Origin of the sequence: Klebsiella sp. 141240 (assembly GCF_050600805.1) — a bacterium.
GTDB lineage: Bacteria > Pseudomonadota > Gammaproteobacteria > Enterobacterales > Enterobacteriaceae > Klebsiella > Klebsiella aerogenes.
Genome location: NZ_JAQIRK010000024.1, coordinates 30493 through 47337 on the forward strand (window position 1 = coordinate 30493; position 16845 = coordinate 47337).

Genomic DNA, 16845 nt, shown 5'->3' on the forward strand with positions numbered 1-16845 from the left:
ATCTGGGTGAGTACCCCTTTTTTATAAAGAGGTATTCTATGAAATTAGATCTTAAATCATCACCGCGCCATATTAAGCGTTTACAGAATATAGCAAAAGTCATTAGCGGCTTAGGCGATGTAAGAGTTGTAATAGACGACAATACCAAAGGACCGTATTTTGATCCTGTAAATAAAGTTTGTGTTTTACCAAACGGCGATTATAGCGATGATGACTTTGTCAGTCTGATTGAAGGTTTTACCTGTCATGAAGCTGGTCATGGTCGCTATACCGACAGCGAGGTTTACAGTGACGCCTTTAATAGTGTTCTCAAGTCATCTGAAGGGTTTACACGCTTCGATGACGGAATGAATGCAGAGTTTGAGAGCCTCGCTGAGAAACGTAAAGCTTATAGCAGGGCAAAACGTCTTACCGGGCTTATAAATCTGTTCGATGATGTACAGATGGAAGAGAAGGTTGGTAACGATTATCCGGATGCAAAGCGGCGGCTTGCAGCCACTTACGCACTGATGGTTAAAGCCGGAAGGATGACTCCTGATATATCTTCTCGTCCGGAAAATCCTGTCCTATTTATTGAGTGGTATCTGCTTAACTCATTGCGAGTAAAAGTCCTTCAGCAGGCAGGTCACAAAGAAACACTCGATCCGTTTTTTGACTATGCCCAAAAGATACTTTCTCCAGTAATTTCTGATGTTGAGGAAATTTTTCATGATGCTCTTGGTTGTGAAAATACTCAGGGCTGTGAATCCCTTGCTCGTAAGACCCTGGCTCTTTTAGAGAGACTGCGGGATGAGGCAAGGGAACAACAGCAGCAGACAGAGCAGGAGGAGCAGGAGGCATATGATGAATCCGAGACCGAGACCGAGACCGATACCGAATCAGAAGATAAATCGCTTGAGTCGACTGATAGTCGTGAGGATGATTCTGAGGACGATAGTGAAGGTCAGGCAGATACTTCCGATAACTCTGATCTTGCTCAAGAGGGATGTTCTGAGCCTTCAGAACTTGCTGAAGATAACGAGGGAAATAATGAACCCACCGGTGGCAATCCCACAGGTGATAACATTATTGAAGACGATACTGATGCGATTAACCCTTCCGAGAGTGAATCAGATGAAGCCAGTTCGACTAACGTTGAAGATGAAAGTAACTTTTCATCGGCTCAATGGGAGATACTGGCAGATTTGTTGGATGCCTTTCTTGGCAGTGATGAGGATAGCGAAGATTATCACGATGCTTTGGCTAAAGAGATTGAAGGTATTGCATCAAAAGTATCCGATGACGTGAAAGCCGAATTCGGTGCTTCTGAATGGGATATCCCTGATCTCCTTATCGATTTGAATGTTTACAATGAGGCTTTGTCTCTGAGTCATTCAATCGGTAGCGACTTGTCTGTTTTACAGCAGGTTAAAATGCGTGGCCGAAACAAAACTCATGAGCGTGGAATTACCTTCGATGGAAATCGATTAATTCTGTCACCAATGGGAGTTCGTGATGTCTTCAGAGCTCAAAGCGAATCTAAAAATAGAGGGCATGTTGGCCTCGTATTAGTTCGTGATATTTCAGCGTCAATGGCTAATGATGAAAGATATATTCATGCCATTAAGTCAGATCTTGCTTTATCGATGGCCGCTGAAAGTTTGTCAAAAATGCATGTCTCCAATATAGTCTTTCCCTTCAAGGAAAGTGAATTTGAGATTATCAAAACGTTTGATCAAAGCGTTGAGGAATCTCTATCGAAATTCACTCTTGGATGTAAGGGTTATTATACCCCTACGGGATCGGCTTTAATGGCAGCTGTTGATCTGTTACTTGACAGCCAATTCGATAGGAAAATAATTTTTCTTATAACTGATGGTTATCCGAATAAATCGGAATTTACTATCGGCGAAGTTATGGAAAAGGCTAAATGTAATGGAATAGAAATCGTTGGTGTTGGTATTAAGACTGATGAAATAATTGGTTTTGAAACGGACACTTTCGTAACAGTTGATGATACTTCTTTATTGTCTATTGAAGTCAGTAAGCTAGTTCATCAAATACTTTCTTAATAAACTCTACCCAATCGGGGCAAAAGGCCCCGGTGGGTCTTTTTGCTCCATGAAGGAATAAGGAGCAAAATATGACTCAGATAAAAACTTACCGTGTAGAACATGAAAAAGTCGGTGCGATGCATAAAGTCCGTATTTTCGGACGTGTTGGTGAAGTTATAAGCAATGATAGCCCTCAGGAAAGAATCTTCCGCGAAGTCACTATAGCGGAGGGTAATAGCCAGCAGGCTGCGTTACTTGTAGATAACTACATACAGCGTCTTGAGAATAATGGCTTCACGACTGAAGCATAAATGTTGAGGGCCCCCGGGCCCTCTTTCTTAAATTCTGCGTTGTGGGTTTCTCCCTGTCTTCTGCACCGCAGAAGGCATTGAGAAACTCACAATGCCAGATAAGAGAGATCATCATGACTTATGCATCCCCGGCTCTTCGTCGTAATCCACAGGAAGTATCTGAACACTTTATTAAACTCGTTCATGCTCGAATTGCTGAAGTGTCTGGCTGGAAGTATATATTCGAAAGAATACCTGCTTTCAAAGACGCTTGTGCAAAAGCCCCGAGCCAGGTTCCTTGCCCGTTTACTGGCGCAGGGAAATCGAAGTTTCGTTTCCGACAAAAAGACCTTTATACCGGATGTGCGATCCATAATGACTTTCCGGTAAATGAGTTTTGCGACGGAATTGATGTTCTGGCGAAATATTATGAATTAAGTAAAACGCAGACTTGCAAAAAGATTCTCTCAGATTTTTTCGGGATGGATCTGCATGCTCCGTTAACTGACGCCGACATTGAAAATGAACGACGCTATAAATCAGCAGTTCGTGCCACAGAAACTCTTGACCGAGAGGAAGTGGCAAAGCGAATGCGAAAACTTGATGTGATGTATCACTATACCGGTGAAATCAAGCCTAATACTCCTGTTGCTTTGTACCTCCGTAATCGTGGGATCTCCCGCTTACTGAGTCACTTACCAAAGGATTTAGGCTTTAATAACCGGATCTACTATTGGGATAAAGATAAGCAGAAATCGATTATCTATCCGGGAATGATTGCGATCTATCGTGACACCCGAGGTCGGCCTCTGACTATTCATAGAACATACGTAGACAAAAATGGTGATAAGGCACCTGTAGAAAATCCAAAGCTGATGATGAAGCCTCCTGCCGATATGACAGGTGGCTCAATTCAGTTGTTTGACCCTCACTATGATTCAGGTAGTTCGACCTGGACACTGGGAGTGGCTGAAGGGATCGAGAACGCGCTTTCTGTTGTAGAAGCGACTTCAACACCATGCTGGGCAGCCAGCTCCGCATGGTGCCTTGAAAACGTTACTGTTCCTGATTTTTTACTGCCTCCGCCGGATGTAAAATCTATAAACTTTTATATCTGGGCGGATAAGGATATTGCTAACTCACAAGGCACTCGTGCCGGTATTGAAGCTGCTCAGCGACTTCAAAGCCGCATGGTTGAGTTTTTGGCTAAACGATATCCCGCATCAAAGCTGACAATTGAAGTCTTCGAACCAGCACAAGATATTCCTGATGGGAAAAAGGGTATCGACTGGAACGATGTTCTCCAGTTAACAGGGCAGGATGGATTCCCGATTCACTGGGCTCCTGAATGTCTTAATCAGCTGTAACAACGATAACTCCCCCGCTTTTTGCGGGGGGGGTTATCTTATCAATATTATATTTTAAAATTGTATTGATAAGATAACCGCTTTCCTTCGTGATAATTACCTGCCTTTAAGGTCTTTTCACGGCTGAGATGCTTGCTCAGTTAAATAAATGTGCGGTACTACTGGCTATGGTCGGTTGTATGACATGGTTATTCCATAAACTATTAAAACCCATAACGGGAGTATTACCGTTATGGTGATGCTCGTCGTTTTACATCGGAGAGCATTTTAATGAATTTTCAAATTAACGAAGTTTTTAATAAATTTGCTGCTGTTATAAAATCGCGCATCGTCAATGAACCATCGTCATGCTATTTGCTGCATGATAATGAGATAGATATAACGATTTTGAAACATAGCATATTAGAAAATGACAGAAACCTGTTGTACGTAGTTCGTCCTTCAGGAACGTGTTTTTTGCGTTGTGACAAATATTTCTATCCGAAATATTATCTTCGTTGCCGTGGAGATTATAAGTCATTCATATATGTCCATCTTGATCTACATAGTGGTGAAGCTAAAGAAATCACATGGGAGCAAGCAGACGATATGCTGTCTAGTCCAGGAAAACCCCCATTAAAAGGGAATCTTGGACGATTTGAGTATATAAAAGTTGTGGTTGAGGACCTTCGTATTCGAGGTTACGCTGATTATCTTCCTGCGTATAATCTTGATGACCTTCGCCGTTTTGCCTTACAGGACGACCGCCCATCCCTTGTCAGATACATTGACAATGTCATGGCAACGGTCTGATTGATTGCTAATTGATTTACATATTTTCCCTGATGGCCAACCTGCATCAGGGAGGCCTCAATAACGAATGGAGGCTGTATGAAGTTAGCTACGGACCTGGTAAAAGCTATTTTGATTAGAAATGGCGTTGAACCAGTAAATATAAGCGAATCATCTAAGTTATCTTTGAAACAACCACTGACAGAACTTAAATTCAGTTTATATTTGCGAACTGAGCATTTATCTCACTTCCTACCCGGTTATGTTTATTCTATAAAAGAATGTCCACTGTCATATGACATCGGGATCGAAATTCAGAAAATCTTCGAAAGTTTACATTTGTTAAACGAAGAATTTGAATCCCTCGGTTTTGTTTCTGTATGGATAGAAATGCATCAAAGCATTTTTGAACAAAGTCGGTTTAAGAAAAGTAACTTTACTTTTCGGGAGGAAGAGGTCGAGCTTGCTAAAGGGCTTGTTTGTTCTCACAATTCACAAATAAGTAATGCGGCTTATTTCTGGCTTCAGCACTTTGAGGAGTTTATGATTTATGTTCGTAATAAGCTTATCGACCTCTTTCGAGAGGCCTATGACCTGATCCTTGGAATGCAGCAAGTATTTTTCATTCGGGAAAAGGAAGAGCTGTTGAAAACTATAAGTTATGGCGATGAGCTGTATGAGGTGAAATTCATGGCGGCTGAGCTTTACTCTATCGAACAGAACTTAAAGTGTTCTGAATCGATAAGTACAAAATCTCAAGCTTCGGCATATATTAACCGCATCCGTGAGTTTGTGCGTTCGGGGTGGAGGCAGGGCTATATAGTCTGCCATCATAAGCGAAGTAATCAAATTTCATCATTGTCATTACCGATGTACTTGAAAGATACGTCAGGCCGAAGTGCTCGAAAGCGAGTAAAACGTCTTATATCTTCTACAGTTTGTGGTAGAAATAAAGATTTAGGTCTTACAGATTTTTAATTAAATTATACCCATGTGGGGATCACACCCCATATGGGAGTGATCCCTTTTTTTATTGAGAGAGGATCACATGAAAATTATCGAAAAAATCATTAATGCCTTTTTGGTTGTTCAACATAAAAAAATACAGGTTAAAAACATTACATTTTTAGACAATGGGCAGGGCATGTTCTCTGGTATGTCTTTTGATGCTGATGTTTCACTGGAGTTTATGTATGAATCAGCAAAAGCATATAGTTCTTGTTTCTGTGATATTCCCTTTCCAGGTTTTGAAGATGCAAATCTGGAGGAAATTACGAAATTTCAATTAGATGCTCTGAAGCAAAGAAAGAATCATTCTTTCTTTGTTAACCATTTGAGGTTTCCTATAGTTTTAAGGGAAGGGTGCAAAATCGAAAGAGGAGAAGTCTATTCAATTTCGAATTGCACTTATAATAAAGAAAGATTGCAGTATCTTTTTTCTCAGGATATTTACGGTAAGTTGTATAATTCCTTAGAGAAAGAATTAAGCTCGTTTTTCTCATTTATCAATGTTGAGGTGCACGAGTTGTTAAAAGATGCTGTATGCTTTGCATTAAAAATCCTGAATAAGATATCTTTGGATACACCTGAAAGACTTATTAAAGCTTTTAATTATCGTGACTGGTATTGTAGTTACGATGTTGAGCTTTTTAGGAAAGGCTTACCTGGTCATATTCTGGAAGAGCTCATTGCTCCAGATATCTTACTTTCAGACCTTAACGGTTGTAGAAAAATACTTAGAAATGCAAAACGATTTCTAAATGGACATACACAAACCAATTGTGTTTATATTAAATATGAATGATGGTTGGGGCCTGTTGATACCTCACACTCAGCTAAGTTGATGTCTGACAAAGAAATTAATAACCGAAGTGACTTGAAGAATTTTTCAAAGGTCTTTTTCAAAGAGTGTTTAAGTTCTGGTAAGTCGGAATATGAAAACCATCTTAGTGAAAAAGAACATGCGCTTCGCTATAATTATTAATTAAAATTATTTTCTCCCATAGGGATTTCTCCCTATGGGAGAAATCCCTCTATTAAGAGGGTATTGAAATGAATGCTATACAAAAGTTAGTTGAATCTATTCTTGTTAAAATGGGTTTTGTTGGCGCTGTAGTGGAAAATATATATTTGGATTCAAAACCATTTCGGCATATTCGATTTGTGGCTGATATTCCAGTAATATCTTTTCTACCTCATTTGGTGAAATATCTTAAGGGTGCAGACCATCTTTACAGTGGTAACGATGATTTGCATCCTCTTTTCATTTATTTTTCCGAAGCGGCTACATTAAAAGCAGGTCCTGTAAATCTCGCGAACTTTCGTTTTGAAGTTTCTATAGCTTCAACTCATTTACGACTGGTCTCAGAGCAGCCTGATTTGCTTTTCAAAGGATTTAACCGGGATAATCTAGAATACGTTTATTACCGCTCAGATTTGGCCTCTAAGGATCTTATACTAGGCCTTGTTGAACACGGTTCTCCTTTCATAAAACATCTACATGGACTTATACAAAAGCGAATTTTAAACGAGTTCTCTCTGATTTTTTCTGTTCTTGAAAAGATTTTAGAAAGCGCGAAGCCACAAATTCTTGCTTGCTTCCATAGTGTTGATTATGAAATGAACGTAAAAATAATAGCCGAAGCTATACCTGAAACTGTATCTAATCAGATAGTCACATCTGATTATATAGTTAATTCTATATCAGATGCGGACAAGTTTATAAATCATGTTCGTCGCTATTTAGCAGGCAGGGTAATGAAGAGGCGGATATACGCTGAATTAGATGTTTGTGAAGAAACATCAAGTATTTCACTAGTGAACTTAGGATGCTTTACGTCTCCTCTGCTCGTTACGGAATATCAAATGTTTAAGCCACACTCTTCAGGGTTATATCGAAAAGCTATAAACAACTCCTTAAAACAGTTCAAACCAGAAATGCATGTACCTTCTGAAGAACTCTTTTATAATTAATCTAACCCATCCGGGAACCTGCTTCCCGGTGGGAAGCACTTCCTTTTTAGTCATGAGGTAGTGTAAATGTTTAAAGAATCTGACCACGTGGAATTTGTTAGTGCCTTTCTTTATCAAAATTTAGGCCTTAATGTTTCCGCTGACGATATAACCGTTCAATTATCTGATACTTCGTTCGACAAAGTAACCTTTGATTACGATGTAGATATCGATAATTTAAATTGTATGTTGGATCTCTACATATCTGAGCTAATAAAGCACAACGCATCTTACTCCGATTCTATTCTTTTGAAACAAAAAATAATTTATTTTCTTGGAGTATTTAAGAATTTCGGATTTTTTACGTTTGATATTCGCGGATATAGTAATACTTTAAGCCCAGTTAAAGTTATTGATATTGTTTCAATGATTATTAATGACTGTGAAGAGTTATCTAAAGCTAATTCTTCTACTGATGCTATAAGAAATCTTTATCTCGATAAAATGAAGGTGGATGGGAAAGTGTTAGTTGCGAAATTTGCACTTAAACAGTTTTTTCATTCCGACTTTGGTGACTTTATCTCATTTGTCGAGAAAAGAATTACAGATTGTCTTAATGAAACTTTAAGGATTATCAAAGCTGTTGAACATGGCTTTGTACGTGTAGGGCAGCATAAGATTAATCGCCGTATTAATGATGACTTAAAGTTATGCATTGATTTCAATACTGATGATTATCCGGCAAATATGCCAGATATATATATTAAGTTTAACGATACATTTGATGGGAACGGGGCGTTATATTGTGACAATGATGCCCTCATATCCCTCTATACCGATGTTGCTTCAATTATCAATGTGCCGGTGATGATGGAAGTAAGATTGATCAATAAAAGAGGGCGTGTTGTCTGTGATTCTTCGCATTCAACTTACGTATCTCTCGAAAGTAATGACCGATACAGAGTAACTGATCGCACATTACTAATAACTGAAGCTTTTGACGATTTTCGTAACGCGTCTCAATGATCCTTTTGCTTCAGTCCAAAAAAGTAACTTTGGTTGGCTGAAGACACTTGTCTATGACAATGTAAAATCTGTCGCTGGCATCTTCTTTTAGCTTAACCAAATTTTTATCTAACCCAGTGGGGAAGTCGCTTCCCTTCTGGGGCACTTCCTCTCAAATTCGAGGTAGTGTATATGACACATTCATCTGATGATAAAAACTATGTCCGAGCAGTTCTGAGTTATCTTGGCATAGATTTTGATGAGGCGGATATAGTATTAAGTGTTTGCCATTGTCAAAGTGACGAGCTTTCTTTTACCTGTAATATCAAAGCTATTGAACTCAAGAATGCTGTTGATTTATATGTCGATAGTATCTCTGAGAATGAAATAGAAGCTTTAAACAGAGAATCTTTAAAATCGCGACTCTGTTACTTTCTTGAGGTGTTTGACGCAGTCTCTGGTCAGTACCTTGAAATTTCAGGAAAACACTTTGCAACTAGTCGTTTTGAATATGATGATGTTTGTAGTGAAGTTCTTAGCATGTCTAATGATGTTTCTCAGTCGAAAGGTTATGACCGGGATGAATATAACAGACTGATGCAGGTTGATGGTCAGGTTATGATTGCCCGTTTTGCTTTGCAACAGTTCTGGGATACTCATTTTATTGGACTAATAACATTTGTATCTGAGTCTATAACATCGAGCCTCTATAAAGCTTATGAAACTTTTAGTGATATTAGTTTGGCTTGCTATAAACTGAGTGAATATTCTTATTCACGCTCTATCAACAGTGAATTGACCCTTAATATTTCACTTAAAGAAAATGACTTCTGTGAGGACCTATCTGATTGCTATATGGAAGATGAGGCTTTACCTTCTGGTAGGGTAATTTCTCGACGCAACAATGACTCCATAATAAGTATTTATGAGAGCTATGCTGCGGCTTCTTATATTCCGATGATTGCATCTTTGGAAGTCGTTGATGAATACGGCGAAGTGGTTACTGACCTCTGCCATACCGTTTATGTTTCAGAGTTAACCGGTGGGCGGATTAAAATCCACGACCGTAATGACTTAGTATCTGAAGTTTTCGATAACCTAAGAAATTTAAATCTTGCAGTTGGAGATTCAGTTTCACAAGCTGCTTGATTCTTTCCCTGATTTTGATTTTTTCTCACATACTCTTATGGCACGGTTTCCGTGCCTTTTTTTTGCCTCGCTTACAAGCGTCTACTCCTCTTCTACCTATCCCACCTTACATCACCACTTAAAATCTATCTTTCTAATTCCATTATCCTTTTCGTAGCCTCTAATGCTCTGGTATGAACATACTCTTTAAACTCAAAAAAGTGCTATTAACGAAAAAAAATCCCTAAAGAGATTTGTATACTGTTCTCAACCAAGGAGAGCTCATGAATGAACTAAAATCCAAAAACGAGAACAGTACCAAAAGCAACTTTCCCCCGGTTGATAATCAGTTTTGCTTTTACCATGTTGATTTCAGCATAGAACGACTACTTTCTACGGCCGAGGATCTCCAGCTTGAGTACATCTTCCAGAAACCTGGAAGTGAAGTAAGAAAGGATTTGGTTGAGCGATTCGAACGTGGAGAGCGCTTTGTTACAGCTTCACACTGTGACAATTTCTGTGAAATCCTTGGTTGTCAAGGCCATCAGGAAAATGCATAAACCCATAAACCTACATTTCCACTTTTAAGGATGTTCACTAAAGAATGATTGGAGAAAGTATTTTTGACTGGGTAATTTACGGAATATCCATTTTGATATTTGCCTCAGCACTAATTGAAGGAAAGACAACTCGCTACCCAGCACTTTTTTTCTATGGGAGTTTAATTTTAATGTTAATCCTGATAGTTGCTGGAGGCCTTAACTGGTGGTTCTACAGGTCAAAATATGGCGCAGTAATCGTTATCTTCACAGTGGTTTCTTTACTGATGACTCGATTCCGCCTGGTCATATATAAATTAAGATTAAGAAAGTTAGTTTCAGAGATCAGATTTCGTATAAAAACGGGTTTTCGTATAATTCTTGTTTTGTCGGATAATGAGGATGAGCGTAATGTTCTGCTGTCTATGCTTAGCAACGTATTGCCAGAGCAAACGCTTATTCACACGCGTGATGCTCTCGGACCTCATTCAGGGCCTATCCTAAAAGCTCTTGAGCTACATCATCAACAGGGAACAGGTTACATACTCGTCTGTGAACAACAAATCTCAGCGCGTACGTGGTTGAGTATCGTAGAAAATGGGAAACCTGATACATCTATAGCTGTTAATTTTCATTCGATCCCAGAAATGGAGTGATTTTTCAATGAGTAGAACCGTTTCACAAAGTGTCACAGAAGATTGTCTTTTTGATACCCGCACACAAGTCAGATTACAACTAAGTCGAAGCGTTCATAAAACGCTGGCATCTGCTAAAGAAATTTTACAGGGAAGGGGGGTTGATTCGGTCTCTATTGAAGATCTTGTGCGAGCCTGTCTTGAAGAGAACCAGCCAATTGATCTCGCCTCACTTTACCTTGAAAATCTCTTAAAACAGAAAGGTACCAGCATTTGCGATTTTTAGTGTTTTCAAACCTATTAGATAAAATGCCGGTTGTGTTTATATAACATCAATAATTTCATGCAACAGGTAAAACATGAGTACTCAAAAGCAACTTTCCAGAACAACCGGCACTGAACGTATGTTTAAGGAAGAGCTGGCGTTATCCTTAATTTGTTGGGTTTTCACCAGTCCATTTACCAACTGGACCGATAAAGTCTTCAGTGGTATTGAAGTTCCGTCTGAAGGACCGTCAACATTACTGGGTGAGGCTGAAAAATTCTTTCGTTTTGTCGTTAATGAAGAAGGCTACGACGCAGGAAGGGCTGCTCTTGGTCTTGACCTATGTTGTTTTTCACTTCCGTCGTGTTTGTTCCCGGACGCTGCCCTGTCTGAGGAAGAGGTTATGAGTAAGTTAACCGGAGAAGTTATCCATGGGATTCTTCTTTCCTTACCTGAATTTATTGATATGCCAGAAGTGCTCGCTTACCAGGTCAGGGATGAAATTCTTGCTTTTAACACTCGCTGTGGAGACGGGATCTTTCATGGTTGGAACACGGCTTCAGAATTGTGGAAGTTTGAAATCTTTCCCCGCACCACCATCATGATGCAGCATACTTCGGCAATACATTAAAATTAGGCGGGGCAGAATGCATAAAAAACTTTTTCTTCTCGAATGGAAACCCTGTCAGAGCCGCGTATGGGCCGGTTGGATGGCCCTGTGGTTGACTATCAGTTTTCTGATGTTATCTGCCTTGCTTATGACAGATCATCTCCTGAACAAAGTCATCCTGCCGCCAACATGGTTGTTGATCTGGTTTTCGCCAATGCTGGGGTTTTTGATAAAAGTTCGCGTCGTCGAAACTCAACATTTCCTGGAGCATGACCTCTGTGTTGCAGGTTTCTCTTTTTACCGCTGGAAGAGGTTAGTTTCTCCCGGGCTTTGGTCAGTTGACTGTATAAATGGTCGTTTTCGCCTCAATCGGATCACCCAGGTGGGTAAGACTATCCACTATCCATGGCGTCTCCATTATCATCCTTTGTTCATGAGCCCTATCGAACATAAATCGCATGCTGTGAAAGCTGTTTCAAAATGACTTCTTTAGAGGTTTACATGACATTTATGTTCTGCAAGGTCAGCCAGGGCAGCAAAATTGATTTGAAATAACATGAGCCTGGAGAAACGTATGAGTTATGACGATTTGCCCTATTTTCGTGACCAGATTCTGGAACGTATCGACTCGCTTAAGTGTTTTCTTTCGAACACCCCCCCGCTGATGGCAAACCTGATGACTGTCTCCACCGTATCTCGAACAGAAGAGCGACTGAAGCAGGTTAAACCCATCAGGGTTAGTGTTAAAGACGATGCTTCGGTTGAGGAAATTATTCAGGCACTTACTGACATCTGTGTGGATGACATAGAGTCATTAAGTCATGATTCCACCAAAGTGACCACTAAATACCCGGGTCTTATCATTGTCCCAGAAAGAGCAGATCTTCTCGAAAGCTTGATCACATCTATAAATGAAGCAAAAAATGATTTTGCTGCGGCAATGAGGCGTATCGATAATAAAAAGAATGTCCGTTTTGATAAAGTGCACAAGAAGCTCCCGGGCCTTGTCGCTATGCACTCAACAAGAAATGTCCTTTTCATCAAGTCCCAGCTTAAAAAAGTTACTTTTTCATGGCGGCTAAACCGAAACCAGGAAGTTAAAACAGCAGAGCAACTTGTGAGTTTGTTGGAGCGCAGGAGAGCCTCAGAAGTAAAAAATGTAGCAACTACCAATTTGAATGTCGTGTCTAATATCGATAAGGCTTTACACCGTCTTGAATTTCACCCACTGAAGCAGGGCGAATCTTATCGCCTTTGTCGAACTAACTCTTTCCCTGTTCCGATTGCTCACATTTTTGCATTTAGGCCTGAAGGGCAGGAACGAAACGGGAATAAATATGCTGAGACTGATTATTCAGTAGTAAAAGCATCCTTGCCCATTTTCGCAGCAGGCAACATACCTCAATTAAAAACGCTCTCTGACTGGGCTCCTGAAAACAGCCAGGGCCCGTCCAACCAACGGAAGCTGAGCCTGAAATATACAGAACTCGTGCCGGGGGCTGAGCTGGGCATTTTCATTGTCAGCCCCGAAAATTAAGGAACAACAATGCAATGGATTTCCACAGCCAGCCAGAAAATCGATGAGCGTCTCTATCGTGTCTGTGTCTGGGTAAAAAAATATCACGCTGATGCGATTAACCGCGTTGTGCTTACCGTTGATCTAAGTAAAGCCCGACATGACCCTGACGAGGACCAGGTAAGAGCAGAGCTGCTGTGCGGCCATTATTTTTTGCTTCGTAAGGAAAACGCTTCGAACTCTGCGCCTGACGATCAAAAGTTTGCTTTCCTGCCTGACGGGCGCAATCTGTGTTGGCAGACCGCAACCCCGGTGCTTCAGCATCTCCTGCTCAATAAAAACGTTCCTGAGTCGCTGAGGTTGCTTACGGACTACATACATATGCGTCTGGCCAGGCTGACAATGGTACCAATGTCCGGAACCATCATGAACGAGGCTCTGCTGGACAGCATCAGCTGGGTTAAGGTGGATTTGACCTACTTCTGGCAGTACGAACAGCTCAGCTCTCATCTGGGACCCATCCAGATAACCCACAAGGCACTAGTACGCTTCGGGCATCTGGCAAAGAATGATGAAAACTCCAGTGCCATAAGAATCCTGCGTCAGCGTCTGTCTTCAGAATTCTTACAAGAATTTCAGATGGCTGAGGATGAGCTAAAGCGCAAACAGTCGTTGATGGGCACCATGGACGTGAAAATGCTGTTTCATGCTCATTACCCCAGCCAGAAGATGCTGGTGGCTCGATATAAAAATGGTTGGGTAATGGTGGATTGTTTTCTGTTTCATCATACCAAACCTAAGAAAAAAGCAAAAAACAAAACTACTGTGGCTAAGCCTCAACTTAAAGAGACTAAAAGAGAAGGGAGTGAAAATGGAACTGGGCATTATGGTGTGCATCGTGTTGTTACTCTCCGTGGCGGCGGCGTGGATCAGTAATAAGACAGTTGATTTGCTCGAAAGATTCTATTTCAAGCGTCCGCTGAGCATGGAGTACGCGGCATGGCTACGTGTAATGTGTGCAGGCTTGTTATTGGTTTTTATTCAGGTTGCTCCACAATTTACACTTCTGTATACCCTTAAACTTGTCACGCTTATTAATCTTGGAATCCAGACAATGAAATTAAATGGCGTGTACAAATATAAAAGAACGGGAATTTTGCCTCCGGGAGGGGCACTCTCTAATCTCACCAGACTTAACCCGTTCAAGAAAAAATAAAGTTATGCGCCCGTGAGGGCGCTATTCATCAAAGGCATTTCGCATAAGCTTGATCATTGCTTTTTTACCAGCTTCAATATTACGAATGTAGCGCATAACCATTTCTTCATTCGACCAGTTCCCCATTTCCATAATCTGTGGTAGCGAGTAACCTTCAATATTTAGCTGTATCGCTCCGCCTACACGAACGCTGTGCCCTGTCCAGTAACGAGTTTTAGTCTCATTTGGATAAAGCTCATTCCACATCTCTTTAAATGCTCGTAAAAGGGAATTTTTGCTGAGCATACCGGCATCGTCCACAGTGTCTTCTTCATCTTCATCGTTCAGAAGACTTTGCTTAGCACGATAGGGTAGGTTATGCCTTTTAAGAAGTTCAGATAGCTCATTCCCCTTACTCCGAAGCTTCCAGCCGGGTGGCATATAGCCTGTATCATGGAAATTTACGGCCTGGAAAAGGAATTCATCCGGATGACTGTGCTGATCCATTTTCACGAGGTTCATCAATCTCAAGAGGCAGTTAGTTAACTGACGTGTCAGCCGGTAGGTAAGAAGTGTACTAATGTTCGTTTTTGTACGGTATACCGTCAGGTTAAATTCACCGGTCATACTATCCAGAGACAGATCTTTCAGACGTATACGTCGAATTTCGGATGAACGGAGCAGTGTTTCAAAGCCTGTCCAGATCAGGCACAGGTCACGAAGTTTACGAACTGAGTTTGTAGTACTGCGTAACTTTATCAGAGCCTTGAGATCGCCAATAAGAAAGGGAGTTGCCTGTTTAGTCGTCTTTCGCTTCCGGGCTTCCGATTGTTTTAAGGCTTCCAGCATGTACCATGCTTCAGACGTAATAATCCCGGGCAGGTTAAGCCCTTTTTTATGGATACTATTTAAGGCCTGAAGACAGCTGTTTATGCTGCTTCGTGACAATTTGCCTTCAAGATGCCCCATAAACGCAAGCAGAGCGTCCTCAGACACGGGGAGCGAACTTACTGGCCAGTCTGTATGCAACCGGGCATTCGCCAGATACCATTCGTTCCATACTCGTAGCCAGTGCAGATAGGTTTTAGCAGTGTTGTATCTCAGATGGGAAAAGTAACGGATCAAGCGTGAAAGCTGTTTATCATGGTTGCCGAACGTTTCCAGCTGCTGATGCAATTCGCTTTCCGAAAACTGTCTGATCACTGATTGATTCTTCATCCTGCTCACCGGGATACACTGGTTTTAATTACAGGTCATTTTAGCACTCATGTACCTGGTTATGAACAGGGTGGAAACAACGAAAAAGGTTGTGAAATCGTTAGGCTTAAGTGAAAAATGATATTAAGATTATCCCTGGCCAGTTGAGGCCTGTCTAAAGAAGGTTGATTATGTCTGACACAAAGCAGTCTTATTTAATGAAATTCCGTAAGTGTAGTTCGTTCGAAACGCTCGAAAAAGTATTTGAAAGGTTATGTGAAAAAAACTCGGGTGTCGCCTCTCTTGAAATTTCTGGTGCTTATGATCATCGTAAAGCCGAACTGACAATGAAAAAGTTATATGACAAAGTTCCTGCGAGTGTGTGGACCTTTGTTCGCGAGTAATTATTAATATTGGCACAACAAAAAGACTGTGCCTGGATTTGAAAATAGTTTATGCCCCTTTCGGGGCTAAAGGCATTGTAATAGCCTGTCTTTTAAAGTTGTTTATTAAGTTCGGAGAAAAACTTTAATCATAAGCCAAGCCCACTGCTAAATACATCCGATATTCTCCTTCATTTTATTAGAAGTGATAAAAGTTACTTTACCTAAACTTCTCTCTCAATATTTGTAAGGCTCTCATTTGATTTTTGTCAAACATTAATCTGGAAGACGGAAAAATCATTTCTTTTAATACGTTTTACAGAAATCCTCCTCCGTTATTTCGGATATAGTTTGAATCATTATCAAAAACGGGGTGCAGCCATGCGTAAGAGTTATACATTTGGTATTCCATTTGGACTCCAGCGAGAATCAGGACTCTTTTTAGATATTACAGAGGTCAGCCGGGGTATTGACTGTAACTGCATCTGCCCCGCTTGCAAAACTGATCTGTTAGCAAAGCAGGGGGAGGTCAAGCTTTGGCATTTCTCACACAGTACAGCTGTAGCCGGTGACTGTGATGGTCTGATGGAAGCCATCCGGGGAAAGATTATTGAAGTCATCAACGAGCACCAGGTTCTTGGTTTCCCAAATCTTCTCGCTGGCGACGATGGTGGGCCGGTTTCACTGAATGAGGTTAGTGGAAGCGGCAGTATGTTCGGAGGCACAGCTGATCTGTTCGTAAAGGTTAATGATTTATGTGTGGCCGTCTTTCTGGACAGGGATCGCAGCATTTCAGAGAAGTTAACCTTTGACCATCTTCATCCTTCCGAAAGAGTTGCCGCATTGCGTATCGATCTTCCTGATTGTCACGAACGGTGCAATAGTGATCCACACCCAACGCCTGAAATCAGATCCAGGGGGTAATCTGCTCTCCTGATTCAGGAGAGCTTATGGTCACT

General features: G+C 40.9%; 20 protein-coding genes. 19 read left to right on the forward strand and 1 reads right to left on the reverse strand.

From position 1 onward, the window contains the following. Nucleotides 1–38 precede the first annotated feature (38 nt). From PGQ95_RS24140 to PGQ95_RS24220, 17 genes are all read left to right on the forward strand, one after another. Nucleotides 39–2051: a VWA domain-containing protein gene (locus PGQ95_RS24140; protein WP_000762699.1), complete on the forward strand. Its 2013-nt coding sequence runs from the start codon at nucleotides 39–41 to the stop codon at nucleotides 2049–2051. A 71-nt stretch (nucleotides 2052–2122) separates the two neighbouring features. After that, a complete protein-coding gene (locus PGQ95_RS24145; RefSeq protein ID WP_000192120.1) occupies nucleotides 2123–2344 on the forward strand; it encodes a hypothetical protein in 222 nt (73 codons plus the stop codon). 113 nt (nucleotides 2345–2457) lie between these two features. Continuing rightward, nucleotides 2458–3690: a DUF7146 domain-containing protein gene (locus PGQ95_RS24150; protein WP_000220381.1), complete on the forward strand. Its 1233-nt coding sequence runs from the start codon at nucleotides 2458–2460 to the stop codon at nucleotides 3688–3690. A 270-nt stretch (nucleotides 3691–3960) separates the two neighbouring features. After that, nucleotides 3961–4482: a hypothetical protein gene (locus PGQ95_RS24155; protein WP_430919625.1), complete on the forward strand. Its 522-nt coding sequence runs from the start codon at nucleotides 3961–3963 to the stop codon at nucleotides 4480–4482. Nucleotides 4483–4560: 78 nt separating this feature from the next. Further along, entirely contained in the window at nucleotides 4561–5439 is an 879-nt protein-coding gene (locus tag PGQ95_RS24160) for a hypothetical protein (protein ID WP_000762004.1), read from the forward strand. A 70-nt stretch (nucleotides 5440–5509) separates the two neighbouring features. After that, nucleotides 5510–6265, forward strand: coding sequence for a hypothetical protein (locus PGQ95_RS24165; RefSeq protein ID WP_225741099.1), 756 nt, complete (start codon nucleotides 5510–5512; stop codon nucleotides 6263–6265). A 248-nt stretch (nucleotides 6266–6513) separates the two neighbouring features. Next, the gene (locus tag PGQ95_RS24170) at nucleotides 6514–7434 is read left to right on the forward strand and encodes a hypothetical protein (protein WP_000991699.1); all 921 of its coding nucleotides are present in this window, start codon (nucleotides 6514–6516) and stop codon (nucleotides 7432–7434) included. A gap of 66 nt (nucleotides 7435–7500) precedes the next feature. After that, nucleotides 7501–8439 carry a hypothetical protein gene (locus tag PGQ95_RS24175; protein WP_000472043.1) on the forward strand — a complete coding sequence of 313 codons (939 nt, stop codon included), beginning with the start codon at nucleotides 7501–7503 and terminating at the stop codon, nucleotides 8437–8439. Nucleotides 8440–8610: 171 nt separating this feature from the next. Continuing rightward, nucleotides 8611–9567, forward strand: a complete 957-nt coding sequence (locus tag PGQ95_RS24180; protein ID WP_000149830.1) for a hypothetical protein — start codon at nucleotides 8611–8613, stop codon at nucleotides 9565–9567. Between the two features lie 263 nt (nucleotides 9568–9830). Beyond that, nucleotides 9831–10106 (forward strand): hypothetical protein, encoded by a 276-nt coding sequence (locus PGQ95_RS24185; protein ID WP_001004201.1) that lies wholly within the window; start codon nucleotides 9831–9833, stop codon nucleotides 10104–10106. 44 nt (nucleotides 10107–10150) lie between these two features. Next, nucleotides 10151–10741 carry a hypothetical protein gene (locus tag PGQ95_RS24190; RefSeq protein WP_000578892.1) on the forward strand — a complete coding sequence of 197 codons (591 nt, stop codon included), beginning with the start codon at nucleotides 10151–10153 and terminating at the stop codon, nucleotides 10739–10741. A gap of 7 nt (nucleotides 10742–10748) precedes the next feature. Beyond that, nucleotides 10749–11006 carry a hypothetical protein gene (locus tag PGQ95_RS24195; protein WP_001371933.1) on the forward strand — a complete coding sequence of 86 codons (258 nt, stop codon included), beginning with the start codon at nucleotides 10749–10751 and terminating at the stop codon, nucleotides 11004–11006. Between the two features lie 73 nt (nucleotides 11007–11079). Continuing rightward, complete coding sequence (locus tag PGQ95_RS24200) at nucleotides 11080–11616, forward strand: hypothetical protein (protein WP_000107168.1); 537 nt, start codon at nucleotides 11080–11082, stop codon at nucleotides 11614–11616. A 16-nt stretch (nucleotides 11617–11632) separates the two neighbouring features. Beyond that, nucleotides 11633–12079: a hypothetical protein gene (locus PGQ95_RS24205; protein ID WP_000549069.1), complete on the forward strand. Its 447-nt coding sequence runs from the start codon at nucleotides 11633–11635 to the stop codon at nucleotides 12077–12079. 90 nt (nucleotides 12080–12169) lie between these two features. Continuing rightward, nucleotides 12170–13132 (forward strand): DNA replication terminus site-binding protein, encoded by a 963-nt coding sequence (locus tag PGQ95_RS24210; RefSeq protein ID WP_000119427.1) that lies wholly within the window; start codon nucleotides 12170–12172, stop codon nucleotides 13130–13132. A 9-nt stretch (nucleotides 13133–13141) separates the two neighbouring features. Further along, complete coding sequence (locus PGQ95_RS24215) at nucleotides 13142–14047, forward strand: hypothetical protein (protein WP_001198594.1); 906 nt, start codon at nucleotides 13142–13144, stop codon at nucleotides 14045–14047. Beyond that, entirely contained in the window at nucleotides 13983–14327 is a 345-nt protein-coding gene (locus PGQ95_RS24220) for a hypothetical protein (protein ID WP_001805195.1), read from the forward strand. The genes PGQ95_RS24215 and PGQ95_RS24220 overlap by 65 nt, the downstream gene beginning before the upstream one ends. A gap of 21 nt (nucleotides 14328–14348) precedes the next feature. Here the strand turns inward: PGQ95_RS24220 and PGQ95_RS24225 are convergent, their stop codons facing one another. Beyond that, nucleotides 14349–15524, reverse strand: coding sequence for a tyrosine-type recombinase/integrase (locus tag PGQ95_RS24225; protein WP_000795947.1), 1176 nt, complete (start codon nucleotides 15522–15524; stop codon nucleotides 14349–14351). A gap of 170 nt (nucleotides 15525–15694) precedes the next feature. On the opposite strand from PGQ95_RS24225, the gene PGQ95_RS24230 reads away from it, so the two are divergent. Both PGQ95_RS24230 and PGQ95_RS24235 read left to right on the forward strand, forming a co-directional pair. Continuing rightward, a complete protein-coding gene (locus tag PGQ95_RS24230; RefSeq protein WP_001285422.1) occupies nucleotides 15695–15907 on the forward strand; it encodes an Hha/YmoA family nucleoid-associated regulatory protein in 213 nt (70 codons plus the stop codon). Nucleotides 15908–16267: 360 nt separating this feature from the next. Beyond that, the gene (locus PGQ95_RS24235; RefSeq protein WP_225519954.1) at nucleotides 16268–16810 is read left to right on the forward strand and encodes a competence protein CoiA family protein; all 543 of its coding nucleotides are present in this window, start codon (nucleotides 16268–16270) and stop codon (nucleotides 16808–16810) included. Nucleotides 16811–16845 lie beyond the last annotated feature (35 nt).